This is a genomic window from Thioclava sp. ES.031 (genome assembly GCF_002563775.1).
Taxonomy (GTDB): Bacteria; Pseudomonadota; Alphaproteobacteria; order Rhodobacterales; family Rhodobacteraceae; genus Thioclava.
Genome location: NZ_PDJO01000001.1, coordinates 552,298 through 576,103, shown reverse-complemented (window position 1 = coordinate 576,103; position 23,806 = coordinate 552,298). Strand labels below are relative to the sequence as shown.

General features: G+C 63.5%; 27 protein-coding genes. 8 read left to right on the top strand and 19 right to left on the bottom strand.

Features of this window, described 5'->3' with window-relative positions; translation table 11 throughout:
- Nucleotides 1–101: 101 nt before the first annotated feature.
- The gene (locus AXZ77_RS02900) at nucleotides 102–926 is read right to left on the bottom strand and encodes a uracil-DNA glycosylase family protein (protein ID WP_098409959.1); all 825 of its coding nucleotides are present in this window, start codon (nucleotides 924–926) and stop codon (nucleotides 102–104) included.
- Nucleotides 927–1,024: 98 nt separating this feature from the next.
- Here AXZ77_RS02900 and AXZ77_RS02895 point away from each other — a divergent pair, with 98 nt between their 5' ends.
- The 4 genes from AXZ77_RS02895 to plsY are packed head-to-tail and all read left to right on the top strand — an operon-like array spanning nucleotide 1,025 to nucleotide 4,387.
- A complete protein-coding gene (locus tag AXZ77_RS02895; RefSeq protein ID WP_098409958.1) occupies nucleotides 1,025–1,990 on the top strand; it encodes an aspartate carbamoyltransferase catalytic subunit in 966 nt (321 codons plus the stop codon).
- On the top strand, nucleotides 1,983–2,468 hold the full coding sequence (locus AXZ77_RS02890; protein WP_098409957.1) for a hypothetical protein: 486 nt from the start codon (nucleotides 1,983–1,985) through the stop codon (nucleotides 2,466–2,468). Before AXZ77_RS02895 ends, AXZ77_RS02890 begins: the two co-directional genes overlap by 8 nt.
- A 10-nt stretch (nucleotides 2,469–2,478) precedes the next feature.
- A complete protein-coding gene (gene pyrC / locus AXZ77_RS02885) occupies nucleotides 2,479–3,759 on the top strand; it encodes a dihydroorotase (RefSeq protein WP_098409956.1) in 1,281 nt (426 codons plus the stop codon).
- Nucleotides 3,760–3,778: 19 nt separating this feature from the next.
- Nucleotides 3,779–4,387 (top strand): glycerol-3-phosphate 1-O-acyltransferase PlsY, encoded by a 609-nt coding sequence (gene plsY, locus AXZ77_RS02880; RefSeq protein WP_078521757.1) that lies wholly within the window; start codon nucleotides 3,779–3,781, stop codon nucleotides 4,385–4,387.
- Between the two features lie 18 nt (nucleotides 4,388–4,405).
- On the opposite strand, the gene AXZ77_RS02875 is transcribed toward plsY, so the two are convergent.
- The gene (locus AXZ77_RS02875) at nucleotides 4,406–5,137 is read right to left on the bottom strand and encodes an SDR family NAD(P)-dependent oxidoreductase (protein ID WP_078545340.1); all 732 of its coding nucleotides are present in this window, start codon (nucleotides 5,135–5,137) and stop codon (nucleotides 4,406–4,408) included.
- Nucleotides 5,138–5,286: 149 nt separating this feature from the next.
- On the opposite strand from AXZ77_RS02875, the gene argB reads away from it, so the two are divergent.
- The 4 genes from argB to AXZ77_RS02855 all read left to right on the top strand — a co-directional run bounded on the left by argB (nucleotide 5,287) and on the right by AXZ77_RS02855 (nucleotide 8,401).
- Entirely contained in the window at nucleotides 5,287–6,165 is an 879-nt protein-coding gene (gene argB, locus AXZ77_RS02870) for an acetylglutamate kinase (protein WP_098409955.1), read from the top strand.
- Entirely contained in the window at nucleotides 6,158–6,796 is a 639-nt protein-coding gene (locus AXZ77_RS02865) for a ferredoxin (protein ID WP_098409954.1), read from the top strand. Before argB ends, AXZ77_RS02865 begins: the two co-directional genes overlap by 8 nt.
- The gene (locus AXZ77_RS02860) at nucleotides 6,793–7,311 is read left to right on the top strand and encodes a histidine phosphatase family protein (protein WP_098409953.1); all 519 of its coding nucleotides are present in this window, start codon (nucleotides 6,793–6,795) and stop codon (nucleotides 7,309–7,311) included. The genes AXZ77_RS02865 and AXZ77_RS02860 overlap by 4 nt, the downstream gene beginning before the upstream one ends.
- Nucleotides 7,312–7,417: 106 nt before the next feature.
- Complete coding sequence (locus AXZ77_RS02855; RefSeq protein WP_098409952.1) at nucleotides 7,418–8,401, top strand: malate dehydrogenase; 984 nt, start codon at nucleotides 7,418–7,420, stop codon at nucleotides 8,399–8,401.
- 119 nt (nucleotides 8,402–8,520) lie between these two features.
- Here AXZ77_RS02855 and AXZ77_RS02850 read toward each other — a convergent pair whose 3' ends face one another.
- The 17 genes from AXZ77_RS02850 to secY form a co-directional block, all read right to left on the bottom strand.
- Entirely contained in the window at nucleotides 8,521–9,312 is a 792-nt protein-coding gene (locus tag AXZ77_RS02850; RefSeq protein WP_078540191.1) for an amino acid ABC transporter ATP-binding protein, read from the bottom strand.
- Between the two features lie 16 nt (nucleotides 9,313–9,328).
- On the bottom strand, nucleotides 9,329–10,648 hold the full coding sequence (locus AXZ77_RS02845) for an amino acid ABC transporter permease (protein WP_098409951.1): 1,320 nt from the start codon (nucleotides 10,646–10,648) through the stop codon (nucleotides 9,329–9,331).
- A 1-nt stretch (nucleotide 10,649) separates the two neighbouring features.
- Complete coding sequence (locus AXZ77_RS02840) at nucleotides 10,650–11,912, bottom strand: amino acid ABC transporter permease (protein WP_098409950.1); 1,263 nt, start codon at nucleotides 11,910–11,912, stop codon at nucleotides 10,650–10,652.
- A gap of 137 nt (nucleotides 11,913–12,049) precedes the next feature.
- The gene (locus AXZ77_RS02835; protein WP_098409949.1) at nucleotides 12,050–13,066 is read right to left on the bottom strand and encodes an amino acid ABC transporter substrate-binding protein; all 1,017 of its coding nucleotides are present in this window, start codon (nucleotides 13,064–13,066) and stop codon (nucleotides 12,050–12,052) included.
- A 219-nt stretch (nucleotides 13,067–13,285) separates the two neighbouring features.
- Nucleotides 13,286–13,996, bottom strand: coding sequence for an ATP12 family chaperone protein (locus AXZ77_RS02830; protein ID WP_098409948.1), 711 nt, complete (start codon nucleotides 13,994–13,996; stop codon nucleotides 13,286–13,288).
- A complete protein-coding gene (locus tag AXZ77_RS02825) occupies nucleotides 13,993–14,658 on the bottom strand; it encodes an HAD-IA family hydrolase (protein WP_098409947.1) in 666 nt (221 codons plus the stop codon). The genes AXZ77_RS02830 and AXZ77_RS02825 overlap by 4 nt, the downstream gene beginning before the upstream one ends.
- The gene (locus AXZ77_RS02820; RefSeq protein ID WP_098409946.1) at nucleotides 14,655–15,695 is read right to left on the bottom strand and encodes an RluA family pseudouridine synthase; all 1,041 of its coding nucleotides are present in this window, start codon (nucleotides 15,693–15,695) and stop codon (nucleotides 14,655–14,657) included. Before AXZ77_RS02820 ends, AXZ77_RS02825 begins: the two co-directional genes overlap by 4 nt.
- Nucleotides 15,692–16,069, bottom strand: coding sequence for a fluoride efflux transporter CrcB (crcB, locus tag AXZ77_RS02815; RefSeq protein WP_078521781.1), 378 nt, complete (start codon nucleotides 16,067–16,069; stop codon nucleotides 15,692–15,694). Before crcB ends, AXZ77_RS02820 begins: the two co-directional genes overlap by 4 nt.
- A 44-nt stretch (nucleotides 16,070–16,113) precedes the next feature.
- Nucleotides 16,114–17,430, bottom strand: coding sequence for a replication-associated recombination protein A (locus AXZ77_RS02810; protein ID WP_098409945.1), 1,317 nt, complete (start codon nucleotides 17,428–17,430; stop codon nucleotides 16,114–16,116).
- Nucleotides 17,431–17,516: 86 nt separating this feature from the next.
- Nucleotides 17,517–18,107 carry an acyl-homoserine-lactone synthase gene (locus AXZ77_RS02805; RefSeq protein ID WP_078521785.1) on the bottom strand — a complete coding sequence of 197 codons (591 nt, stop codon included), beginning with the start codon at nucleotides 18,105–18,107 and terminating at the stop codon, nucleotides 17,517–17,519.
- Between the two features lie 52 nt (nucleotides 18,108–18,159).
- Nucleotides 18,160–18,771: an autoinducer binding domain-containing protein gene (locus tag AXZ77_RS02800; RefSeq protein ID WP_098409944.1), complete on the bottom strand. Its 612-nt coding sequence runs from the start codon at nucleotides 18,769–18,771 to the stop codon at nucleotides 18,160–18,162.
- Nucleotides 18,772–19,016: 245 nt separating this feature from the next.
- Nucleotides 19,017–19,436, bottom strand: coding sequence for a 50S ribosomal protein L17 (rplQ, locus tag AXZ77_RS02795; protein ID WP_098409943.1), 420 nt, complete (start codon nucleotides 19,434–19,436; stop codon nucleotides 19,017–19,019).
- Between the two features lie 140 nt (nucleotides 19,437–19,576).
- Nucleotides 19,577–20,593 carry a DNA-directed RNA polymerase subunit alpha gene (locus AXZ77_RS02790; RefSeq protein WP_098409942.1) on the bottom strand — a complete coding sequence of 339 codons (1,017 nt, stop codon included), beginning with the start codon at nucleotides 20,591–20,593 and terminating at the stop codon, nucleotides 19,577–19,579.
- Nucleotides 20,594–20,713: 120 nt separating this feature from the next.
- Nucleotides 20,714–21,103, bottom strand: coding sequence for a 30S ribosomal protein S11 (gene rpsK, locus AXZ77_RS02785; RefSeq protein WP_098409941.1), 390 nt, complete (start codon nucleotides 21,101–21,103; stop codon nucleotides 20,714–20,716).
- Nucleotides 21,104–21,118: 15 nt separating this feature from the next.
- Nucleotides 21,119–21,487: a 30S ribosomal protein S13 gene (gene rpsM / locus AXZ77_RS02780; RefSeq protein ID WP_078521793.1), complete on the bottom strand. Its 369-nt coding sequence runs from the start codon at nucleotides 21,485–21,487 to the stop codon at nucleotides 21,119–21,121.
- A gap of 184 nt (nucleotides 21,488–21,671) precedes the next feature.
- Entirely contained in the window at nucleotides 21,672–22,322 is a 651-nt protein-coding gene (locus AXZ77_RS02775; RefSeq protein WP_098409940.1) for an adenylate kinase, read from the bottom strand.
- Nucleotides 22,323–22,352: 30 nt separating this feature from the next.
- The gene (gene secY / locus AXZ77_RS02770) at nucleotides 22,353–23,723 is read right to left on the bottom strand and encodes a preprotein translocase subunit SecY (RefSeq protein ID WP_078540199.1); all 1,371 of its coding nucleotides are present in this window, start codon (nucleotides 23,721–23,723) and stop codon (nucleotides 22,353–22,355) included.
- Nucleotides 23,724–23,806 lie beyond the last annotated feature (83 nt).

The window sequence follows — 23,806 nt, the reverse complement described above, 5'->3', positions numbered from 1 at the left end:
CCATGTTACCTTGCCGAAATAGGTGCAGGGAATGGTTATCTCTACGCGTCACGGCGCCGCGTCCGTCACTTTTTCACGAAAGCGCGACCGTTTGGCGCGGTTTACGCTTGGTCGAGACGGGCGCGAATTTGCAGAAGATCGGCCCAGGCTTCGCGCTTGGCGACCGGATTGCGCAGCAGATAGGCCGGGTGCGTCATCGGCAGCGTGGGCCGCCCGAAGGCCTCGGCCCAGGTGCCGCGCAACCGCAAGATGCCGCGCTTGCCCAGCGCCGCCGCACAGGCAGCGTTGCCCATCAGAACGATCAGGTCGGGATCGGCCAGATCGACATGGCGGGCGAGGAAGGGCAGCATCTGTGCGATCTCGGCAGGCGAGGGATCGCGATTGCCCGGCGGACGCCAGGGCAGGACATTGGTGATATAGAGCGCGGCTTCGGCATCGGGCGATTGCCGCGACAGGCCGATCGCCGCGAACATCTTGTCGAGCAGATGCCCCGCGCGGCCCACGAAAGGCAGGCCCTTCTGGTCCTCCTCGCGCCCCGGCGCCTCGCCGATGATCATCACCCGCGCGGCGGGCTTGCCATCGGCAAAGACCGTATTGCGCGCCCCGAGCTTCAGATCGCACATCTCATAGGAGTCGATGGCGGCGCGCAGCGCTTCGAGCGTGTCGGCCTTGCCCGCCGCATCGCGTGCAACGACGACCGGATCGGGCCCCTCGATCTTCGCCATCTGCGCGACCGGCGGCAATTCCCGGTCCGGCGCGGGCGCGGCCTCGGGGGCCTTCGCCTTGGCCTGCGCCGATTTGTCGGGCAACTCGTAGCAATCGACGGGCGTATCGCCGATGACGGTATCGACGCCCATTTCCAGCTGCCATTCGAGGGCGGCCAGAGCGGCGTGATAGTCGAGTTCCGGGGTCGGCTGAGTCTCCATTGCGCGACCCTACCCCATGGGCGCTGCGACGGTAAAGCGGCTGGACGCCCGCCCCCCCGTTTGCCATAAGCGATGCAGTCTAACCGGAGCATCGCGCAATGGCTTTTCGCCCAAGGCACCTGCTGGGGATCGAACATCTGAGCCCCGAGGATATCCTCACCGTTCTCGACCTCGCTGAAAAATATGTGGATCTGAACCGTCGCACGGTGAAAAAGACCGATGCGCTGGCGGGGATGACCGCGATCAACATGTTCTTCGAGAATTCGACGCGGACCCAATCCAGTTTCGAGCTTGCGGGCAAGCGGCTCGGCGCGGATGTGATGAACATGTCGATGCAGACCTCGTCGGTGAAGAAGGGCGAGACCCTGATCGACACCGCACTGACGCTGAACGCGATGCATCCCGATCTGCTGGTGGTGCGCCATGGCGCGTCCGGCGCGGTCGATCTGCTGGCGCAGAAGGTCGAATGCGCGGTGATCAATGCGGGCGACGGCAAGCATGAACATCCCACGCAGGCGCTTCTGGATGCGCTGACGATCCGGCGTGAGAAGGGCCGGATCAAACGCCTGACGGTGGCGATCTGCGGCGATGTCGCCCATAGCCGCGTCGCGCGCTCCAACCTGATCCTGCTGGGCAAGATGGAGAACCGCGTGCGCCTGATCGCGCCGCCGACCCTGATGCCCTCGGGCGTGCAAGAATTCGGCTGCGAGGTCTATCACGACATGCGCGAAGGCCTGCGCGACGCCGATGTGGTGATGATGCTGCGGCTTCAGAAAGAGCGCATGGACGGTGGCTTCATCCCCTCCGAACGCGAATATTTCCACCGCTACGGGCTGGATGCGGAGAAGCTCGCCTATGCCAAGGAAGACGCGATCGTCATGCATCCCGGCCCGATGAACCGCGGCGTCGAGATCGACGGCACCATCGCCGACGACATCAACCGCTCGGTCATTCAGGAACAGGTCGAGATGGGCGTGGCGGTGCGCATGGCGGTGATGGACCTCTTGGCGCGCAACCTGCGGGCCGAGCGCGGGCGCGCGCTCACGGAGGGCACCTATGTCTGAGATCAAGCGCGACGAGGTTCTCAACTACCGCCCCGGCCCCGAAAGCGAATTGCCGCTGGACGAGGGCGAAAAGGTTCTGGCCGTCTTCACGGCGGACAAGAAACGCTACTGGACCGATCACGCGGTGCTGGCGGTGATCGGCGCGGTTCTGGTCTCGACAGTGCTGTTCTGGCTCGGCAAGCCCGATCAGGTGGTGATCGCGAGCTTCGCCGTCGTGGTCGGCATGGCGGCGCGCGGGCTCTATTTCCGCTCGGAGGCCTTCGCGCGGCGCTGGCAGCTGACCGACAAGCGGCTCATCGGGCCGCAGGGAAAGCAAGTAATGCTGCTGCGAATCTCCGGCGTGCGGTCGCTGATGGGCGATGTGCAGGTCGTGACGAAGGCGGGCGACAAGCATCTGATCCGCCACCTCGCCGATGCGGGCCCGGTGGTGCGTGAGATCGAGAGCGCGCAGGCCGCGCGCAAACTGGTGGCGAAGTGAGGCACGACGCATGACCCTTTTCCTCGAAAACGCCAAGCTGATCGATCCCGAGGCGCTGACCGAAACCCTCGGCAACGTGGTGATCGACGGCGGCAAGATCGCGGCGATCGGCGATATGTCCGCCCCCGCCGATGCCGAAGTTATCGATTGCGGCGGCAAATACCTCGCGCCGGGGATCGTCGATCTGGGCGTGAAGATCGGTGAGCCGGGCGAGCGCCATATGGAAAGCTTCCGCACGGCGGCGATGGCCGCCGCAGCCGGGGGCGTGACCACCATCATCGCCCGTCCCGACACGCAGCCCGCCATCGACAACCCCGAGACGCTGGAATTCGTCACCCGCCGCGCGGCGGACGCGCCGGTGCGCATCCTGCATATGGCGGCGCTGACCAAGGGCCGCGACGGGCAGGAGATGACCGAGATCGGCTTTCTGAAAGATGCGGGCGCAGTGGCCTTCACCGATGTCACCCGCGTCTCGGATCAGACCAAGGTGCTGCAACGCGCCTTCACCTATGCGGCCCATCTGGGCGCTCTGGTGATCGGCCATCCGCAAGAGCCGGTCCTGTCGAAAGGCACCGCCGTGACCTCGGGCAAATTCGCCTCGCTGCGGGGCTTGCCGGGCGTGTCGCCGATGGCCGAACGGATGGGGCTCGACCGCGATCTGGCGCTGGTGGAGATGACCGGCCTCGCCTATCACGCCGACCAGATCACCACCGCGAAGGCCCTGCCCGCGCTGAGCCGCGCAAAAGAGGCCGGGCTCGATGTGACCGCCGGGGTCTCGATCCACCACCTGACGCTCAATGCGCTCGACGTGGGCGATTACCGGACCTTCTTCAAACTGACGCCGCCGCTGCGCGACGAGGAAGACCGGCTTGCGGTGATCGAGGCGGTGGCCGACGGCACGATCGACGTGATCTGCTCGCTGCACACGCCGGCGGACGAGGAATCCAAGCGCCTGCCCTTCGAGGAAGCGGCCTCCGGCGCGGTCGGGCTCGAGACGATCCTGCCCGCCGCGATGCGCCTTTACCACGCTGGCCAGCTGACCCTGCCGCAGCTGTTCCGGGCGATGTCGCTGAACCCGGCGAAGCGTCTGGGACTGTCGCAGGGACGGCTTTGCGAGGGTGCTCCGGCCGATCTCGTGCTCTTCGATCCGGATGCGCCTTTCGTGCTCGATCGCTTCAAACTGCGCTCAAAATCGAAGAATACCCCCTTCGATACTGCTCGAATGGAAGGCAAAACGCTTGCCACATTCGTCGCGGGGGTGCAGGTTTATGACAACAATAACGACTCATAAATGAGGCGAGGGCAGGCTTATGCCGGGAATTGAGAACGGGTCAGCATGGCTCGGGCTGGTGGCTGCACTGGGCTACCTGCTCGGATCTGTGCCGTTTGGGCTCGTTATCACCAAGCTTTTCAAACTGGGCGACCTGCGCAAAATCGGCTCCGGCAATATCGGCGCGACCAATGTTTTGCGCACCGGTAGCAAGAGCGCGGCCCTTGCGACCCTGCTCCTCGACAGCGGCAAAGGCGCGATTGCGGTTCTCATCGCCCGCTACACGCTGGGCGAGACCGCCGCGCAGGTGGCGGGCGCCGCCGCCTTCATCGGTCATATCTATCCCGTCTGGTTGCGCTTTCAGGGCGGCAAAGGGGTCGCGACCTTCCTCGGCACGATGATTGCGCTGGCCTGGCCCGTGGGCCTTGCGACCTGCGCCGTCTGGCTGGTCACGGCGCTGCTGACGCGGATTTCCTCGCTCGCGGCGCTGGTCTCGGCGGCGGCGACGGTGCCGCTGGCCTATTTCCTCGGCTATCGCGAATTGATGATGCTGGCGGCGGGCCTGTCGGTGCTGATCTTCTGGCGGCACCGCACCAATATCGCGCGTCTCGCGATGGGCACGGAGCCGAAGATCGGCAAGAAGACCTGAGCCGTCCCGGACGCGAGTTCAGACGTGCTGGCCCGCGTTCACCTCGATCTCGGTGCCGGTGACGTAGCTCGACGCGTCCGAGCACAGGAACCAGATTACATCCGCAACTTCCGAAGGCTGCCCGAGCCTGCGCAGCGGCAGCTTCTCGACGATCTTCTCGGTGCCGGGGCTGAGAATCGAGGTTTCGATCTCGCCCGGCGCGATGGCGTTCACGCGCACCCCGAGCGGCCCGAAATCATGTGCCATCTCGCGCGTCAGCGCCTTGAGCGCGGCCTTCGACGTGGAATAGGCCGCCCCCGCGAAAGGATGCACCCGCAGGCCCGCGATGGAAGTCACGTTGACCACGGCGCCCTGCGCCGCCGACAGTTCCTCGACCAGCCCGCGGGCGAGCACGATGGAGGCGAAAAAGTTCACATGGAACACCTGCCCCCAGGTGCGCAGATCGGTGTCGAGCGTATTGAGCCGCTCGCCCTCGGGCCCTTTCGGCGAGATGCCTGCGTTGTTCACCAGCGCGTGCAGCTGCCCGTCGATCCGGCTGCGAATATCGGCAATCGCGTCGATCACCTCGTCGGGCTTAGCGAGATCGACTTGGATGTGATCCTCGCGCCCGCCGCCCCACGGGCATTGCTCAGGGAAAGGCTGGCGCGAACAGGTGATGACGCGCCACCCTTCGGCGGCGAAGCGTTTCACCGTGGCGTGGCCGATGCCCCGGCTCGCCCCCGTCAGCAGCATTACTTTGCGATCATCCATTACTCGAACTCCCCGTCAGCGCGCTCCCGACCCTAGTAGGTTTTGTTCCGAGCGCAACGGCCCCGATTGCGCCCTTCCAAACCCGGCGCGAACGGTCTAGCAAGATGAGACCACCCTGCCCGAGGACCAGCCAGATGAGAAAGCAGACCATGGATCGTGACTGGATCGCCACCGCCCGCACCCTCTCGGAAGCCTTGCCCTACCTGCAACGCTATTCCGGCGCCGTGGTCGTGGTGAAATTCGGCGGCAACGCGATGGGCGACGAAGAGGCGATGGCCGATTTCGCCCGCGATATCGTGCTGATGCGTCAGGTCGGCATCTTCCCGGTCGTGGTGCATGGCGGCGGGCCGATGATCAACGAGATGCTGGGCAAGCTCGGCATCGAGAGCCAATGGGTCCGCGGCAAGCGCGTCACCGACAAAGCCACCGTCGAAGTGGTCGAGATGATCCTCTCCGGCCTCGTCAACAAGCGCATCGTGCAGGCGATCAACGACCAAGGCGGACGCGCGGTCGGGATCTCGGGCAAGGATGACGACCTGATGGTCTGCGAGGCGGACGATCCCGAACTGGGCTTCGTCGGTCGCCCGGTCGAGATGAACGTGCAGGTGATCCGCGACCTCTACAATGCGGGCATGATCCCGGTGATCGCCCCGGTCGCGACTGGCATGGCCGATAACGAGACCTTCAACGTCAATGGCGACACCGCAGCCGGCGCCATCGCGGGCGCGCTGCGCGCCGATCGCCTGCTGCTGCTGACCGATGTGGCGGGCGTTAAGAACAAGGCGGGCGAGGTGATGACCCAGCTCACCCCCGACGACGTGACCGCCCTGATCGAAGACGGCACCATCGCGGGCGGCATGATCCCGAAGGTCGAGACCGCGCTGAAAGCGGTCGACGAGGGCGTGCGCGCGGTGGTCATCGTCGACGGGCGCGTCGCCAATGCCTGCCTGCTGGAGCTGTTCACCGAACATGGGGCGGGCTCGATGATCCGCTCGACCGAGCCGCGCGTGAAACCGCGCAGTGAGTGAGACGCCCCCGGTAATCGCGGCCCTCGCCGCGGCGCTGGCCCCGCACTGGCTCTTCGTGTCGGGGCTGCTGCATGAGGATGGTGAGACGATCGCGCTGATCTCGCCCGACGAGCCGGGTTTTTGGGATCACGTCACCGCTCAGCCGGAATTCGCCGAGGACGCGCCCGATCCGCTGGACCGCTGGTCTGCGCGGGTGATCGGCGCCCTCGCACGGCAATTTGAAGCCCGCGCTCTCTTTCCATTCACCGGCCCGCCCTGGCAGCCTTTCGTGAGCTGGGCCGTGAAAAGCGGCGAGAGCTTCGCCTCGCCGGTCCACCTGATGTGCCATGCGCATATGGGCCTCTGGGCCTCGGTGCGGGGCGCGCTGGCCCTGCCTGGCTTGCTTCCCCTGCCCGCGCCCGCCGCCAATCCCTGCGTCGGATGCCCCGCACCCTGTGCCACCGCTTGCCCGGTCGATGCGCTCAAACCCGACGGCTACGACACGGAAAGCTGTCACGCGCATCTCGACCGCCCCGAAGGTGCGGCCTGTCGCGATCACGGCTGCCTTGCAAGACGCGCTTGCCCGGCAGGTGAAAGCTATGGCAGGCTGCCCCAGCAATCCGCATGGCATATGAGGCAGTTTCACCCATGACCCCGCTCGGCTATCGCCGCCTGATCCTGACCCGTCATGCCAAATCCAGCTGGGACGACCCGGCGATGGAGGATCGCGATCGCCCGCTCAATGCGCGCGGGCGCGCCGCAGCGCTTGAACTGGGCGATTTCCTCGCCTCGCGCGGACTGGAGCCGGAAGAGGTGCTCTGCTCCTCGGCGACGCGCACCCGCGAGACTTGGGACCGGGTCGAGCGCGCGGTGATCGAGACGCGGCCGCAGGTGAGCTATGTCGAGGATCTCTACCACGCAGCCCCCGAGATGATGCTGCAGGTTCTGCGCACCGCCACGGCGCCGACGGTGATGATGCTGGGCCATAACCCGGGCATCGCGGAATTCGCGCATCGCCTGCCCGCACGCGCGCTGCACGATCCCGATTTCCGCCGCTTCCCGACCTGCGCCACGCTGATCGTCGATTTCCAGATCGACAGCTGGGACGAGGTGCAGCCGGGCCAGGGATCGGTGCTCGATTTCTTCACGCCGACCCGGCGCGGCTGAACGCAGCTTTTCCCTCCCGTGATCGTGACGTTAGGGCACGGTTTTCTATGGCCAGCCGCGCGCCTGTGCCCTATCTCTCGGGCGTAATCATCACAGGAGGGTTTCCATGTCCGCTCAAACGCCCAAACGCATCGCCGTCACCGGGGCTGCCGGTCAGATCTGCTACGCGCTGCTGTTCCGCATCGCCAAGGGGGATGTCTACGGTCCCGATCAGCCGGTGATCTTGCAGCTTCTGGACCTGCCGCAGGCGCTCGACGCGGTGCGTGGCGTGGTGATGGAGCTGGAAGACTGCGCCTTCCCGCTGCTCGCCAGCACCGTCGTGACCGACGATCCGGTGACCGCTTTCACCGATATCGATGCCGCCTTCTTCGTGGGCTCGCGCCCGCGCACCAAAGGCATGGAGCGCCGCGACCTGCTGTCGGCCAATGCCGAGATCTTCCGCGTGCAGGGTGAAGCGCTCGACAAGGCCGCCAAGCGTGACGCGAAATGCGTGGTCGTCGGCAACCCGGCCAACACCAACGCGATGATCCTCGCAGCCAACGCGCCGAACTTCCCGACCGAGAACATCACCGCGATGATCCGGCTCGACCATAACCGCGCGCTGACGCAATTCGCGTCGAAGGCCGATCTGCATGTCGACGACATCGAGCGCTTCGTGGTCTGGGGCAACCACTCGCCCACCATGTTCGCCGACTGGACCGAAGCCGAAGCGAAGGGCCGCAAGCTCTCCGAGATCATCGGCGACGAGACCTGGTATCGCGAGACGCTGATCCCGCAGGTCGCGACCCGTGGCGCCGCGATCATCGAAGCGCGTGGTGCCTCCTCGGCCGCCTCCGCCGCCAATGCCGCGATCGATCACATGTATGACTGGATCCACGGCACCGACGGCAAGTGGGTGTCGATGGCTGTGCCGTCGACCGGCCTCTACGACATCCCCGAGGGGCTGATGGTCGGCCTGCCGGTGATCTGCAAGGACGGCCATTACGAGCGCGTCGAAGGTCTGGAATTCAACGATTTCCAAAAAGAGATGATGGCGCGCACCGTGGGCGAGCTGGAAGAAGAGCGCGAAGCGGTTTCCGACCTGCTTTAAATCGGAAGCGATTATAGAAAAGGGGCGGCACGAGTATTCGCGCCGCCCCTTTTTTTAATTCTTCGCCTTGGCGGAAATATCCCACGGGGGTCTGGGGGTGTGAACCCCCCAGCTTGCCCTCAGTGCCCGAGGATCTGGCTCAGGAACTGCTGGGTCCGCTCGGATTTCGGGTTGTTGAAGAAGTCATGCGGGTTGTTCTGCTCGACGATCTGACCGTCGGCCATGAAGATCACCCGGTTCGCCACCGCCTGCGCGAAGCCCATCTCGTGGGTCACGCAGAGCATGGTCATCCCCTCTTCCGCGAGCTCGATCATCGTGTCGAGCACTTCCTTGATCATCTCCGGATCGAGCGCCGAGGTCGGCTCGTCGAACAGCATGATCCGCGGCTTCATGCACAGCGAACGCGCGATCGCCACACGCTGCTGCTGGCCGCCCGAGAGCTGGCCGGGATACTTGTCGGCCTGCTCGGGGATTTTCACCTTCTCGAGGTAATGCATCGCCGTGGCTTCGGCTTCCTTCTTGGGCGTCTTGCGCACCCAGATCGGGGCCAGCGTCAGGTTCTCGAGAATGGTCAGATGCGGGAACAGGTTGAAGTGCTGGAACACCATGCCGACTTCGCGGCGGACCTTGTCGATGTTCTTCAGGTCATTCGTCAGCTCGATCCCGTCGACGACGATCTTGCCCGCCTGGTGTTCCTCCAGACGGTTGATGCAGCGGATCAGCGTCGATTTCCCCGAGCCCGAAGGCCCGGCGATGACGATACGCTCGCCACGCTGCACGGTCAGATCGATGTCGCGCAGAACGTGGAACTGGCCGTACCACTTGTTCATGTTCTCGATCTGAATCGCGACCTCGTCGGAGACCTGCATATGGCTGCGGTCGACCTGACGTTCGAATTGCGGTTCGGTCATTGTGTCTAGTCCCCGATTAATGGTTATCACGCTGCAGTCGACGCTCGAGGGCCATCGAGTAGCGCGACATAGCGAAGTTCAGGATGAAGAAGATGGCGCCGACGAAGATGAAGGGCTCCCAGTAGATGCCTTTCCAGTTGAAGTCGGCGCGGATGAAGTCCGGGATGCCCTTGAGCGGGTCGAAGAGACCCACGAACACGACCAGCGTCGTATCCTTGAACATGCCGATGAAGGTGGAGACGATGCCCGGGATCGAGATCTTCAGCGCCTGCGGCAGGATGATCAGCCGCTGCGCCTTCCAGTAATCGAGCCCCAGCGCATCCGCCGCCTCGTATTGGCCCCGCGGAAGTGCTGCCAGACCGCCGCGGATCACCTCGGCGATGTAAGCGGCTGCGAAGAAGGTCACGAGGATCATCACCCGCAGGATGATGTCGAAATTCGTGCCCGGCGGCAGGAAGTAATTCAGCAGCAACGAGGCCACGAACAGCAGCGTGATCAGAGGCACGCCGCGGATGAACTCGATGAAGACCACCGAGAAGGCTTTGACCAGCGGCATGTCCGATTGCCGCCCGAGCGCGAGAACGATCCCCAGCGGCAGCGACATCATGATGCCGCCCACGCCCAGCGTGATCGCCAGCAGGAAGCCCCCGAACTTGGCGGAGTCCACCGATTCCAGCCCCCAGGGCAGGATCGCCTGCAACCCGTCGATGAGCGGGCCCACCACGAAGAGGAAGTAGAGGATCGCGACCAAAGCGCCGATCGAGAAAGCCATGATCGAGCCAAGCCGCGGTGACAGCACCAACAGGATCGCCGCGCCCAGCACGAAGCCTGCGAAGATCATGATCGGCGTCCAGCCGGAGCCGCCCCAGAGCAGCCAGACGGCGAGGAACGGGTAGACCGGCGTGAACCACGCGAGCACGCGCGGCACCCAGGTGAAGAGAAGCGGGCCCACCGCCACGAAGAGCAGCAGGAAGGTCAGGATCGGGCGCCAGTAAAGCTCCGGCGGGTAGAACCCGAAGATGAACTGGTGCCAACGCTCGCGGATCACCCCCCAGCAGGCGCCGGTCGCGCCTTCGCCGTAACGGTCGGTGATGATCGTGCGGCATTCCTTGATCGAGTTGGCGTCCCAGACGCCATGCAGGAACCACGGCAGGAAATGCATAACCAGCGTGTAGATCACGGCCACGCCCAGAAGGGTCAGCAGCGTGTTCAGCCAGCCCGAGAACAGGTTCTCGCGCAGCCATTGGACCGCACCGGACTGCCCTGCGGGGGCAGGCTGTTGCGGCAGCATCGTGTCGCGGACATAGGCGACGGAATGGGCTTGTGTATCGCTCATCTCACCGCTCCTTCAGCTTCACGCGATTGTTGTAGACGTTCATCACGCCCGAGATCGACAGCGAGATCGCGAGGTAGATCAGCATCATCAGCGTGATCGCCTCAAGCTCGCGCCCGGTCTGGTTCAGGGTGATGCCGCCCAACGTGCCGCGCAGTTCCAGATAGCCCACGGCGATCGCGAGCGAGGAGTTCTTCGTCAGGTTCAGATATTGCGAGATCAGCGGCGGGATGATGACCCGCAGCGCCTGCGGCAGGATCACGAGGCTCATCGTGCGATTGGCCCGCAGACCCAGCGCGAAGGCGGCCTCGGTCTGACCTTTCGAGATGGCGAGGATACCGGCGCGGACGATCTCCGCGATGAAGGCCGCCGTATAGAGCGACAGGCCGAGCCAGAGCGCCACGAAGGAGTTCGACACGTTCGTGCCGCCGGTGAAGTTGAAGCCCTTGATCTGGGGCTCTTCGGGATTGATCCCGAGCGCGAAGGCAAGGATCACGACGGGCGCGACGAGTATCAGTGCGCTCTTCCACCACATTGTAGGTCGGACCCCGGTCGCCTCCTGTACCTTGGCGGCGTGGGTCAGCATCCGCTTGTTCACCCAGATCGAGGCGATCAGCACGATCACCAGCGCAAGAAAGTTGAGCGAGATCGGCGCAAGCGCCGTGTCGAGCGAGCCGAGCGAGCGATCGAAATGCACCGAGGGGATCGCGGTGTAGCGATTGGTGAAAGCGACCGAGTCGAGCAGCATCGAAGCCTGTGCCTCGCCCGTCTGCTGGTTCACCTTATAGGCGTTGGGCGACGGAGCCACATCGGTCAGAAGCGCGATCGCCACCAGGATCCACAGCAGCACCGGAATGTTGCGGAAGACCTCGACATAGACGGTCATCAGCCGCGCCACGAGCCAGTTCTTCGACAGGCGCAGCACGCCCACGACGACCCCGATGATCGTCGCGGCGACGCAGCCCAGGAAGGACACCCAGAGCGTGTTGATCAGACCGACAAGCAGCGCACGTCCGTGGCTCATGTCGTTGTTATACGGGATGATCGCATTGCCGATATCGTAACCGGCCCTCTGCCCGAGGAAGGAGAAATTGAAATCCTTCCCGAGGTCGTTGAGGTTCTGGATCACATTGTCCACCAGCCATGCCGCGCCGCCCATCACGAGGATGAAGACGATCGCCTGAATCGTCAGGGAGCGATAACGCGTGTCATAGATAAGCTGGCTGAGCCGGAAGCCCTGCTCCGGCGCGTCGGGCGCGCTTGTCATTCTTATTTCCCCTGTTGCCGCGTCGTTATTTTTGTCTGGCCATTCTTGCGGGCCTTAGTGGGGATGTCTCCCCTACGCACGGTCTCTTGAAAACGGAACAGGGGCGCGGATTGAACCGCGCCCCTGCCGGGCCCTTCTTAGCGGAAGGGAGGAGCGTACATCAGACCGCCTTGGGTCCACTGAGCGTTCAGGCCACGGGCCAGACCGATCGGGGTCTGCTCGCCGATGGTCGCGGCGAAGATTTCACCGTAGTTGCCGTTGGCCTTGATGGCTTTGACGGCCCAATCCTTGTCGAGGCCGATCATCGCGCCGAGGTCACCCTCGGTGCCGAGCAGGCGGTTGACTTCCGGGTTGTCGGTGCCTTTGGCCAGCTCGTCGATATTCGCCGAGGTCACGCCGTATTCTTCAGCGCCGATCAGCGCGAAGATGGTCCAGCGGACGATGTCGGTCCACTGATCGTCGCCCTGACGGACGGCCGGAGCCAGCGGCTCTTTCGAGATGATTTCCGGCAGGATCACGTAGTCGGCCGGGTTCGCGAAAGCGGCGCGGGTCGCGGCGAGGCCGGACGCGTCGGTGGTGTAGGCGTCACAAGCGCCGGCGAGGAACTGCTGTTCGCCTTCGGCGTTCGAATCAACCGTGATCGGCTGATAGGACATGTTGTTGGCCTTGAAGTAGTCGGCGAGGTTCAGCTCGGTCGTGGTACCGGTCTGGATACAGATCGAAGCACCGTCGAGTTCCTTGGCCGAGGTCACGCCCGAATCCTTGCGGACCATGAAGCCCTGACCGTCGTAGTAGTTGGTCGCGGTGAACTGGAGCTTCAGGTCGGTGTCGCGCGAGAAGGTCCAGGTGGTGTTGCGTGCGAGCAGGTCCACTTCGCCCGAACCGAGCGCGGTGAAGCGCGTCTGGCCCGAGGTGGGGACATATTTAACCTTCGAGGGGTCGCCCAGTACAGCGGCGGCGACGGCCTGGCAGACCGCGACGTCGAAGCCGGACCAGTTACCGTTGGCATCCGGCGCGGCGAAGCCGACGAGACCGGTGTTCACGCCGCAGATCAGCTCTCCGCGCGATTTCACGTCATCGAGCGTGGCCGCGCCAGCCAGCCCGGCAGTCAGCGTCGCAGCCGTCAGCGCGCCGAAAAAGACGGATTTCTTCATTTTTACCTCTTCCTGTTGTCGCCGCTCTGACAGAGCGGTTCTTGGTCCCTCACGGACCTGGTCGATCGTGTCTACATGACACGGAGTACCGAAAGTTTGGTCCATCCGATCAAAGAACGTCAAGGCCAGTTTCCGGAATTCGTGAGGCCCCCTGCGTAAATCATCAGCAACTGCCGATGCTTTTGGCAGGTCAATAAGCAGCGTGAGAATCTGCGGCAGTCACCTTTCGGTGAGCGCCCAAATTCGAGCCGCGTCACACAGCGCCTCGCGCTTGTGTGCGGCGATCTCCGCCGCCTCTTCATCGTCGCCCCATTGGGTGATTTGCCAGTCTTCGTCGAGCCGCGAAAGCTCCCACGCTTCCTCGGCCGAGAGCCTGCCGCGGGTCACGGCCAGCCCGAGAACGAGGGAGCCGGTAATGCCCACGAGATCATGCAGCGCCGCCAGCGCGAAGGGGTCGAGGTTTGCCACCTCCGCCTCCAGCCGCGCCAGATGATCGGCAGGCTGATCGACCGGCAGGATGCCCGTCGTGACCTTCAGCTCCGCGCCGTAGGTTTGCGCCGCCCATTCCAGCAGCGGGTCCCATTTCGCGGTCTGAAGCTCGACCAGCTCCGTCGGAGCCACGGCGCGGTAGCACAGAAGATCGGTGCCGCCGAATTCGCAGACATGGATGACGACCTCGGGATGCTGATGCGCCACTTTGTCGATCGCCGCATTGGCAGAGCGGGTGACGGGCATCGTATGGGGCTGGATCGCGCCGTCCTGCGCGTCCCATTCAGCCGCGATAGCCTCGGCATAGGCGCGGGTCGGCACCGTCAGCGCGGCTTTCGCCGGCGTCTTCACCGCACGCCCGTCCAGCGCCACGCCGAATCCTTCGGGGTGCTCGGTTACGGTGGTTTCGGTCCAGAACCGCTTGGCCGCCCATTCGCTCATGCGCTCATCTCCCACAGATCCAGAAGTGTCGTTTCCAGCCCGTCGAAATCATCGACCATCTGATGCGCGCCCGCCGCTTCGAGCAGGTGCGGCGCGTGGTAGCCCCAGCGCACGCCGATGGTCGCGACGCCCGCGCTGCGGCCCATCTCGATGTCGAAGCTGGTATCGCCGATCATCACCGCGTCGCGCGCGTCCACGCCCGCCTCGCTCAGCGCCGCGCCGATCATCGACGGGTGCGGCTTCGAGGGGTGATCGTCGGCGGTCTGTTGGCTGACGAAGAGCCCGTCCAGACCGTGATACTCGATCAGCGCGCGCAGACCGCGGCGGGACTTGCCGGTGGCGACCGCCAGCAGCATGTCGTCGCGCGCGGCGAGCTTGCGCAGCAGCGCCTCGGCCCCGGGATAGAGCGGCGCGGGCGAGGCTGCGCGGGCGGTCTTGTAGCTTTGCTTGTAGCCCTCGACGATACGCGCCTGCGTCTCCGCATCGTGCTCCGGCGCAAGCCGCGCTACCGCGAGCGGCAGCGACAGACCCACGATCTGCAACACGGCGGAGGCCGGCGGGGCTGGCAGACCCGCCGCCTCGAACCCAATCGTCATCGCGTGGGTGATGTGGTTCTGGCTATCCGAGATCGTACCATCGACGTCGAAGATCGCGAGCTTCATTTCAGATCCTCGAACGGGTCGGCGGGCACGTCGCGCTCATGCCAATCGAGCAGATCCCAGGTCCGCTTCATATGTTCGGGCAGCGGCGCGGTCAGCGTGATCCGCTTCTTCGTGATCGGATGATCGAAGCTGATCTGGCGGGCATGCAGGTGCAGCTTGCGGGAAATCTCGCCACCCAGTTGCGCGCCCCAACCGTCGCCCATGTTCTCCTGACTCGAGCCACCATATTTGCCGTCGCCGATGATCGGGTTGCCGATCTCGGCCATATGCGCGCGCAGCTGGTGGGTCCGCCCGGTGATCGGCACCAGCGCGACCCAGCTGACCCGCTGGCCGAGGATGTGCAGCGTGAAGTAATCGGTGGTCGCGCGTTTGGCACCTTCGGTCTTGTCGACCTTGGCGGGATGGATGCAGATCATCTTCTCGCCTTCGCCGCCACGGCCATGGCCCGGCGCTTTCACCAGACCGAAGCGGATCGTGCCGGTCTTCGGTTCGGGCGCTCCTGCGACGGCCGCCCAATAGATCTTGCGCGTGGTCTTGCCGCGGAACGCCTCGGACAGGCGGCGCGCGACGCGGTCGGTGCGCGCGAGCAGCAGAACGCCGGAGGTGTCCTTGTCCAGGCGATGCACCAGCTTCGGCTTGTCCTTGTAGCCGAATTTCAGCGCCTCGCTCAGCCCGTCGACATGGCGGTTGCCCTGCCCCGAACCGCCCTGCGAGGGCAGCCCCGGCGGCTTGTTGAGCGCGATGATATGCTCGTCCTTCCAGAGCACGCAGCTTTGGATGAATTTCGCATCCGCATCAGAGATGCCCTCGGTCTTCGGCGCGGGCGCGGAATCGGGGATCGGCGGCACCCGGATTTCCTGCCCCGGCGCGACACGGGAATTGGCCTTCACCCGGCCCTTGTCCACGCGCAGATCGCCCTTGCGGCAGAACTTCTCGATCATGCCCTGGGACAGTTGCGGGAAACGCTTTTTCAGAAACCGGTCGAGGCGCTGTTCGCCCTCGTCCTCGGTGACGGTGATATGCTGGACGCCGCTCATAGCATGGCCCTCATCAATAGAACGCCCGCGACGAGGCCCAGAAGCCCCGCGCCGACCGACAGTCCGATATAGCTGACTGCCAAAGTGACATCGCCTTTCTCGATCAAGCGATAGGCTTCGAGCGAGAAGGAGGAGAAAGTGGTGAAGCCGCCGAGAAAGCCGGTCGCGAGGAAGGCGTTCCAATGGGTCAGCTGCTTGTCACCGAGGAACACCACGAGCGCGCCCATCAGGAACGAGCCGAGGATGTTCACCGTGATGACGCCCAGCGGGAAAGGCTGCGCGCCGAAGCTGCGCATCATTCCGACGCCAACGAGGTAGCGCCCCGATGCACCCATCGCGCCGCCTAGCGCGACCTGCAAAATCGTAGAAAGCATCGCTGTCTCCTTTGGCGCCCTAAGAGCGGTCACAGGCCTGAATGTCAAGATTTGCGCTGTTCACGCAGCTTGGCAAACCAGTCGACCCGTTTTTTCAACTCGCGCTCGAAGCCACGCTCGACCGGCTGATAGAGGACCGGGCGCTTCATCGTGTCGGGGAAGTAGTTCTGCCCCGAGAAGCCGTCCTCGGCGTCGTGGTCATAGGCATAGCCCGCGCCGTAGCCCTGTTCGGACATCAGCTTGGTCGGGGCGTTGAGGATATGCTTGGGCGGCGGCTCCGATCCGGTCTTCTGCGCCTGCGCCCGCGCGCCCTTGTAGGCGACGTAACCCGCGTTGGATTTCGGCGCGAGCGCGAGATAGATCACCGTCTGCGCCAGCGCCAGCTCCCCCTCGGGCGAGCCGATCCGCTCGTAGATTTCCCACGCATGGAGCGCATGGGTCTGGGCCTGCGGGTCGGCCAGCCCGATATCCTCGACCGCCATGCGCACGAAGCGCCGCGCGAGATAGCGCGGGTCCTCGCCGCCCTCCAGCATCCGCGCGAACCAATAGAGCGCGGCATCCGGGTCCGATCCACGCACGGATTTATGGAGTGCCGAGATCAGGTTGTAATGCTCATCGCCCGACTTGTCGTATTTCGCCGCGCGGCGCATCAGCCGGGTCGACAGCGCGTCGGTGTCGAGCGTGCCGGTGACTTTCCACGCCGCCACCTGCTCGATCAGGTTGAGAAGTGCGCGGCCGTCGCCATCGGCCATTTCCAGCAGCGCTTCGCGCGCCTTGCCACTGAGCGGCAGCGGACGATCGAGCGCCTTCTCGGCGCGCTGTGCGAGGCGTTCGAGATCGGCGAGGTCGAGCCGCTCCAGCACCATGACCTGCGCCCGGCTGAGCACAGCGGCGTTCAGCTCGAAGCTCGGGTTCTCGGTGGTGGCGCCCACCAGCATGATCGTGCCGTCTTCCATATGGGGCAGGAAGCTGTCCTGCTGCGCCTTGTTGAAACGGTGGATCTCGTCGACGAAGAGGAGCGTTCCCCTGCCCTGCCCGCGCCGCAGCTTGGCGGCCTCGAAGACTTTGCGCAGTTCCGGCACGCCGGTGAAGATCGCGGAAATCTGGACGAAGGCGCGATCGGAGGCATCAGCCAGCAGTCGCGCGATGGTGGTCTTGCCGACGCCCGGCGGCCCCCAGAGGATCAGCGATCCGAGCGAGCCCGCGGCCAGCATCGCCCCCAAAGGTCCATCGGGGCCAAGCACCTGTTCCTGACCGATCACCTCCCCCAGAGTTTTCGGGCGGATGCGATCAGCGAGCGGGCGCGGCGCTTCGGGCGCAGGCGCATTGGGGTCGGGGGGCGTGTCGAATAGGTCGGCCATGATGGCGTGAACCTAGTGTCTAGCTCCGCCTACGAAAAGCCCCCGCGCGTGTGGGGCGCACGGAGGCTCTCATCTTTCCCATCCCTTTAATGAAGGTTTTGGGAAAAGTTCATCGATACGACCTGGTTCTTGATCCCGTCGATCTCCATCACCGGCCCCATCGCGGTCATGTCCACACCAACCCGGCCCGCCCAACGCGGCCAATTCGCGTTCAGAAGGGTAAGGGCGGAACTGGCGCCGAGTTCACGCGCCGAATTGCCGATTTCCTGCACGAGACGTGCATGAACCTTGCGGCGCATCGCCATCGGGACGTCATGGGACACGAAGAGACGCGAGCTTTCCCAGACGGTCTCGCTGACCGGAGCTTCGTCATAGAGAAGATTGGACGGGATCGTCGCGAGCAGCCCCCGCTGCGCATCGCGGATCATGTAGCTGTAGATCCCGCAGGTCGCCGTGGTGGGCGTCAGACGGTTGCCTGCCAGCACCTTGCCCAATTCGTCATGAACCACCACCCAGCGGCTCGCAGGGGTGTCATACTGGTCATATTCCATGCCCATCGCTTCAGGCAGGTCCCATTTGTTCTGGACAATGAAGAGCTCGCGCCTAGCGCGGAGCATGTTTGCGAAAAGCTCACCATGATTATGAAAATTGGTGAACGAAAGCGTTGTGGTCTGCATGTCTTCCTCCTGCAGGTTAGTCACAGTACAGCCGTGCGGAGGGTCAACAACACTATAACAGGCGGAAATCCTTTGCGCGCTGAATAGCTTCGGCGGTCGTCCGAGCCATCAGTCTTGCGCGCGCAGAATTCAGCCGCGCCTTGAGCGCGCTTTCCGAAATCCCAAGTTTCGCGGCCGCCGCCGCGTGTCGGTCACCCCCAGCCACACATCGCAGGGCTTCGATCTGAGCTCTCGTGAGTTCCTCAGGCGGTTGAGTCATGTCGTGCAATTCGCGCACGATAAACTCAAAGGTCTCGATCTCGGGTAGGTCGAATTCCCGATCATCGCGCGCCATGCTTGCGATAGTACGGGACCGGATCGGGCCGCATGAGACTGTCGCCCCGTAGATCAGACCATAGTGTTTGGCCTCATCGAAGAGACGGAAAGGATCGGGCAAGCGCGGGTCACTCCACCGGATTGAACCGGTCTCGCTAAACCCCCAAGCAGTCATCGGGTCACGGAGCACATAGCCGTTTGCGGTGTAATGATCGAGCCAGGCCTTGTCGTAAGTCTGGAACGTCATCAAAGGCGCCGTAAAACGAATATGCAGTCCAACAAAATAACCGCTTGGAGCTAAACGATCCAAGTCACGAAGTTTCAAATCGATTCTGCTCTGTATCGACATATCTTTTTAGACAGTTTGGAATTAACCCGGTCAACTTAAAAGTGTTCGCGGCGTGCGGAGTTCGCTCCGACAGTGACATTACGTCCCTACCCGCCCACGCGAATACACTCGCGAATGCGCCTCACCTGCGCAATAACCTTTTGCGGGAGAATTGCGAGAAAATGCAGGCGGAAATAAGAAAATCCCGCCAAATTGGCGGGATTTCCCAATTCTCATTGATTTCGCAGGGAAATCGGTCGCGAGGATCAATCCCCGGCAGCCTCTTCGGCTTCGACGCGTGCCTTATCTGCCGCACCTTTTGCGTCCAGATCGCGCTCGACGAATTCGATGATCGCCATCGGAGCCATGTCGCCGTAACGGAAACCGGCTTTCATAATACGAACGTAGCCGCCCTGACGATCCTTGTAGCGCGGGCCGAGGATGTCGAAGAGTTTCGCGACATACTGGTCCTGCTTGAGCTGCGAAGCCGCCTGACGGCGTGCGTGCAGATCACCGCGCTTGGCGAGGGTGATCAGCTTCTCGATGACCGGGCGCAGTTCTTTCGCCTTCGGCAGGGTCGTCTTGATCTGCTCGTGCTCGATCAGCGAGCCAGCCATGTTGGCGAAGAGCGCCTTGCGGTGCTCATGGGTACGGTTGAGGCGGCGGTAGCCACGTGCGTGACGCATTGTCTATCTCCAATTTTGCGTTTTGCTTTGTCAGGCCCGCGATGCGTGTCACCGGCTCACCTTGGGGTCTTGTGACCCAGATCGTCCCCGGCAGTCCGGGCATTGGAGGGGCGTTTAGCCAACGCCCCTCAATTCGTCAATCAGAACTGGTCTTCGAAACGCTTGGCCAGATCTTCGATGTTCTCCGGCGGCCAATCTTCGACTTCCATCCCGAGATGCAGGCCCATGCCCGAGAGCACTTCCTTGATCTCGTTCAGCGACTTGCGGCCGAAGTTCGGGGTGCGGAGCATCTCGGCTTCGGTCTTCTGGATCAGGTCGCCGATATAGACGATGTTGTCGTTCTTCAGGCAGTTCGCCGAACGCACGGACAGTTCCAGCTCGTCCACTTTCTTCAGCAGAAGCGGGTTGAACTCGAGACCGTCGTCCTGGTCCTGCTTGCCAGCCGATTCCGGTTCTTCGAAGTTCACGAAGATCGACAGCTGATCCTGCAGGATGCGGGCAGCAAACGCCACCGCGTCCTCCGCCGAGAGCGACCCGTCGGTCTCGACCTTCATGGTCAGCTTGTCATAGTCCAGAACCTGACCTTCACGGGTCGGCTGCACTTCGTAGGCAACTTTCTTGACCGGCGAATAGATCGCGTCGACCGGGATCAGGCCGATCGGCGCATCCTCGGGACGGTTCTTGTCGGCGGCGACGTAGCCCTTGCCGGTGTTCACGGTCAATTCCATGAACAGGTCGGCACCATCGTCGAGGTGGCAGATCACGTGATCCTTGTTCAGGACCTCGATGCCCGCGGTCTCGGTGATGTCGCCAGCGGTCACGATGCCTGGGCCCTTGGCCGAGATCGAGAGGCGCTTCGGACCTTCAACGTCCATACGCAAAGCCACGCCCTTGAGGTTCAGGACGATGTCGGTGACGTCTTCACGAACGCCTGCGACCGAGGAGAACTCGTGCAGCACGTTGTCGATCTGGACGCTGGTGATCGCGGCGCCCTGAAGCGACGAGAGCAGCACGCGGCGCAGCGCGTTGCCGAGCGTCAGACCAAAGCCACGCTCGAGCGGTTCGGCGACGATCGTCGCCTGACGCAGCGGGTCGTTGCCGGGCTTGATTTCAAGCTGCGTCGGCTTGATGAGTTCAGCCCAATTCTTGTGGATCATGCGTTTGCCTCCATACCTGTCCCAGACCCATGCCCAATGTCGGGGACGCCCGAGGATAAAACCGAAAAATGCGGGCGGGCCGCACGGGAAATCCGCACGGCCCGACCGTCGTAATCTTGATTAGACGCGGCGACGCTTCGGCGGGCGGCAGCCGTTATGGGCGATCGGGGACACGTCACGGATCGAGGTGACGGTCAGACCGACCGCAGCCAGCGCGCGCAGCGCCGATTCACGACCCGAACCGGGGCCCTGAACTTCGACGTCCACGGTGCGCAGACCGTGTTCCTGAGCCTTTTTGGCCGCATCTTCTGCAGCCATCTGAGCGGCGTAGGGGGTCGACTTTCGCGAGCCCTTGAAACCCATCGTGCCAGCGGACGACCACGAGATCGCGTTGCCCTGCACGTCAGAAATCAGGATTTTGGTGTTGTTGAACGAGGAGTTCACATGAACGACGCCAGCGGCGATGTTCTTGCGTTCCTTGCGCTTAGCGCGAACCTTTTCACGAGCCATTTGTCCTGCCTCCCCTTACTTCTTCTTGCCAGCGATGGGTTTCGCCGGACCTTTGCGCGTACGCGCATTCGTATGGGTGCGCTGACCGCGCACGGGCAGGTTGCGACGATGACGCAGGCCACGGTAGCAGCCGAGATCCATCAGGCGCTTGACGTTCATCTGAACTTCACGGCGCAGGTCGCCCTCGACGGTGTAGTTGGCGTCGATATGTTCGCGGATTGCGAGCACTTCGGAATCCGAAAGCTCGTTGACGCGACGGGTCACGTCGACACCGGTAGCTTCGCAGATCTGCTTAGCCGAGTGAGGACCGATCCCGGTGATGTAGGTAAGTGCGATCGGGACGCGTTTCCCGGTCGGAATGTTGACGCCAGCAATACGAGCCAAAGCGTGTATCCTTTCGTTGCGAGCCCGTAACCCCAGGCCCTTTTTTCACAACACGAGGCCCGAAACTGCCGCTTCGGACCCCACGATCAACTCCCTCGAGAATCTTCCCTTCTCGGAAACGATTCCCGTCGGAGACGCCGTGACCTAGAGGCAAACGCCCTCCGGGTCAAGGCTTCATTTACGACTACTCTTGCTGATCGAGAATTCGTGCGATCGACGTCGCCACGGTCTCGATTTCGGCCAGCCCCTCGATCGTGAACAGATCGCCGGCGTGGTAGTAGTAGCCGATCAGCGGAGAGGTCTTCTTGTAATACTCCATCAACCGGGTGCGCAGGCTGTCTTCGTTGTCATCCGCGCGGCGCTTCACGTCGGTGCTGCCGCACTTTTCGCATTTGCCGTCTGCGGGCCAGGGCTTGGTCTGGTCGTGATAGACCTCGCCGCAGCCGCCGCAGGTCGAGCGACCGGTGATGCGGGCGACGAGCGCTTCGTCATCCACCTGCATCTCGATCACCGCGTCGAGCTTGGTGCCCATCTTGGCAAGCAGCTTGCCCAGAGCGTCGGCCTGTCCCAGCGTGCGCGGGAAGCCGTCGAAGATGAAGCCCTCGCCACCCGCGGCGAGCTTTTCCTCGATCAGACCGATGACGATCTCGTCGGTCACGAGCTGGCCCTTGGCCATGACATCGGCAACGAGATTGCCCATCTCGGTGCCCGAGTCCTTCGCTTCACGCAGCATGTCGCCGGTGGAGAGTTGGACCATGCCGCGCTCTTCGACGAGACGGCGGGCCTGGGTGCCCTTGCCCGCGCCGGGCGGGCCGAGAAGAATGATATTTGCCATGTCGGCTCCCCCTGAAAACGCTTGGCGGATTTAGCGGCGCGCGGGCGGCTTGCGCGGCCCCTTCTTCTTCTTGCCCGAACGGCCGCGAAGTTGCGAGCGCTCGATCAGACCCTCGTATTGGTGGGCCAGAAGATGCGACTGAATTTGGTTGATGGTGTCCATCGACACGGTGACCACGATCAGAACCGAGGTGCCGCCGAAGTAGAACGGGATGGACAGCTGCGAACGCAGGATCTCGGGCAGAAGGCAGACTGCGGCGAGATAGGCGGAACCGATCACGAGAATGCGGCTGACGACGTAGTCGAGATATTCCTCGGTCTTCTTGCCGGGACGGATGCCGGGCACGAAGCCGCCTTGGCTCTTCAGGTTATCCGCGACCTCGTCCGATTTGAACGACACGTTCGCGGTGTAGAAGTAGGCGAAGAACACGATCATCGCGACGTAGAAAAGCAGGTAGAGCGGCTGACCCGGCCCGAAATAGGCGAGGATCGTCGACATCACCGGGCCGGTGTTCTGGCCCGAGAAGGTCGCGATGGTGGTCGGCAGCAGCAGCAGCGACGAGGCGAAGATCGCCGGGATGACGCCCGCCGGGTTCACCTTGATCGGCAGGTGGCTGGAGCCGCCGTCATAGACCTTCATCCCCACCTGACGGCGCGGATACTGGATATGGATCTTGCGCAGCGCGCGTTCCATGAAGACCACGAAGGTAATCACGATCGCGATCATCAGGATCACCCCGAGGATCACCGGAGTGGAGATCGCACCGGCGCGGCCCTGCTCGAGGAAGCGCGCCAGAGCCGCCGGGATTTCCGCGACGATACCGACGAAGATGATGAGCGAGATGCCGTTGCCGATGCCGCGTGCGGTGATCTGCTCACCCAGCCACATCAGGAACATGGTGCCGCCGACGAGCGTGATGACCACGGCAGCGACGAAGAACAGGCCCGGATCATGCGCCAGATCGCCCTTTTCGAGCGAGACGGCCAGACCCCATGCCTGGAAGGTCGCCAGAGCAACGGTCGCATAGCGCGTGATCTGGTTGATCTTCTTGCGACCCTGCTCGCCTTCCTTCTTCATCTGCTCGAGTGCGGGCACCAGAGCGGTCAGAAGCTGGATGATGATCGAGGCCGAGATGTAGGGCATGATGCCGAGCGCGAAGACGCCCATCCGGCCGAGCGCGCCGCCCGTGAACATCGACAACACGCCGCCGAGGCCAGAGCCCGCGCTTTGCATGAATTCGCGCAGTGCCTGCGCGTCGATGCCCGGAACCGGAATATAGGTCCCGAGGCGGTAGATGATCAGCAAACCAATGGTGAAGAAGATGCGCTGGCGCAGCTCGGTGGCTTTGCCCAGGGCGTCCCAGCTGAGGTTCGCCGCCATTTGCTCTGCAGCAGATGCCATATGCTCGTCTCTTTCATGTAAAGCGCCGCCCAACCGGTTCCCGGTCGGCGGCGCCTAGAAAACCTTCGCCTATGTAATCGGGC

Bases quoted from the DNA above. Each gene is read 5' to 3' on its own strand.
- AXZ77_RS02900 (WP_098409959.1), bottom strand. From the start codon at position 926: ATGGAGACTCAGCCGACCCCGGAACTCGACTATCACGCCGCTCTGGCC.
- AXZ77_RS02895 (WP_098409958.1), top strand. From the start codon at position 1,025: ATGGCTTTTCGCCCAAGGCACCTGCTGGGGATCGAACATCTGAGCCCC.
- AXZ77_RS02890 (WP_098409957.1), top strand. From the start codon at position 1,983: ATGTCTGAGATCAAGCGCGACGAGGTTCTCAACTACCGCCCCGGCCCC.
- pyrC (WP_098409956.1), top strand. From the start codon at position 2,479: ATGACCCTTTTCCTCGAAAACGCCAAGCTGATCGATCCCGAGGCGCTG.
- plsY (WP_078521757.1), top strand. From the start codon at position 3,779: ATGCCGGGAATTGAGAACGGGTCAGCATGGCTCGGGCTGGTGGCTGCA.
- AXZ77_RS02875 (WP_078545340.1), bottom strand. From the start codon at position 5,137: ATGGATGATCGCAAAGTAATGCTGCTGACGGGGGCGAGCCGGGGCATC.
- argB (WP_098409955.1), top strand. From the start codon at position 5,287: ATGGATCGTGACTGGATCGCCACCGCCCGCACCCTCTCGGAAGCCTTG.
- AXZ77_RS02860 (WP_098409953.1), top strand. From the start codon at position 6,793: ATGACCCCGCTCGGCTATCGCCGCCTGATCCTGACCCGTCATGCCAAA.
- AXZ77_RS02855 (WP_098409952.1), top strand. From the start codon at position 7,418: ATGTCCGCTCAAACGCCCAAACGCATCGCCGTCACCGGGGCTGCCGGT.
- AXZ77_RS02850 (WP_078540191.1), bottom strand. From the start codon at position 9,312: ATGACCGAACCGCAATTCGAACGTCAGGTCGACCGCAGCCATATGCAG.
- AXZ77_RS02845 (WP_098409951.1), bottom strand. From the start codon at position 10,648: ATGAGCGATACACAAGCCCATTCCGTCGCCTATGTCCGCGACACGATG.
- AXZ77_RS02840 (WP_098409950.1), bottom strand. From the start codon at position 11,912: ATGACAAGCGCGCCCGACGCGCCGGAGCAGGGCTTCCGGCTCAGCCAG.
- AXZ77_RS02835 (WP_098409949.1), bottom strand. From the start codon at position 13,066: ATGAAGAAATCCGTCTTTTTCGGCGCGCTGACGGCTGCGACGCTGACT.
- AXZ77_RS02830 (WP_098409948.1), bottom strand. From the start codon at position 13,996: ATGAGCGAATGGGCGGCCAAGCGGTTCTGGACCGAAACCACCGTAACC.
- AXZ77_RS02825 (WP_098409947.1), bottom strand. From the start codon at position 14,658: ATGAAGCTCGCGATCTTCGACGTCGATGGTACGATCTCGGATAGCCAG.
- AXZ77_RS02820 (WP_098409946.1), bottom strand. From the start codon at position 15,695: ATGAGCGGCGTCCAGCATATCACCGTCACCGAGGACGAGGGCGAACAG.
- crcB (WP_078521781.1), bottom strand. From the start codon at position 16,069: ATGCTTTCTACGATTTTGCAGGTCGCGCTAGGCGGCGCGATGGGTGCA.
- AXZ77_RS02810 (WP_098409945.1), bottom strand. From the start codon at position 17,430: ATGGCCGACCTATTCGACACGCCCCCCGACCCCAATGCGCCTGCGCCC.
- AXZ77_RS02805 (WP_078521785.1), bottom strand. From the start codon at position 18,107: ATGCAGACCACAACGCTTTCGTTCACCAATTTTCATAATCATGGTGAG.
- AXZ77_RS02800 (WP_098409944.1), bottom strand. From the start codon at position 18,771: ATGTCGATACAGAGCAGAATCGATTTGAAACTTCGTGACTTGGATCGT.
- rplQ (WP_098409943.1), bottom strand. From the start codon at position 19,436: ATGCGTCACGCACGTGGCTACCGCCGCCTCAACCGTACCCATGAGCAC.
- AXZ77_RS02790 (WP_098409942.1), bottom strand. From the start codon at position 20,593: ATGATCCACAAGAATTGGGCTGAACTCATCAAGCCGACGCAGCTTGAA.
- rpsK (WP_098409941.1), bottom strand. From the start codon at position 21,103: ATGGCTCGTGAAAAGGTTCGCGCTAAGCGCAAGGAACGCAAGAACATC.
- AXZ77_RS02775 (WP_098409940.1), bottom strand. From the start codon at position 22,322: ATGGCAAATATCATTCTTCTCGGCCCGCCCGGCGCGGGCAAGGGCACC.
- secY (WP_078540199.1), bottom strand. From the start codon at position 23,723: ATGGCATCTGCTGCAGAGCAAATGGCGGCGAACCTCAGCTGGGACGCC.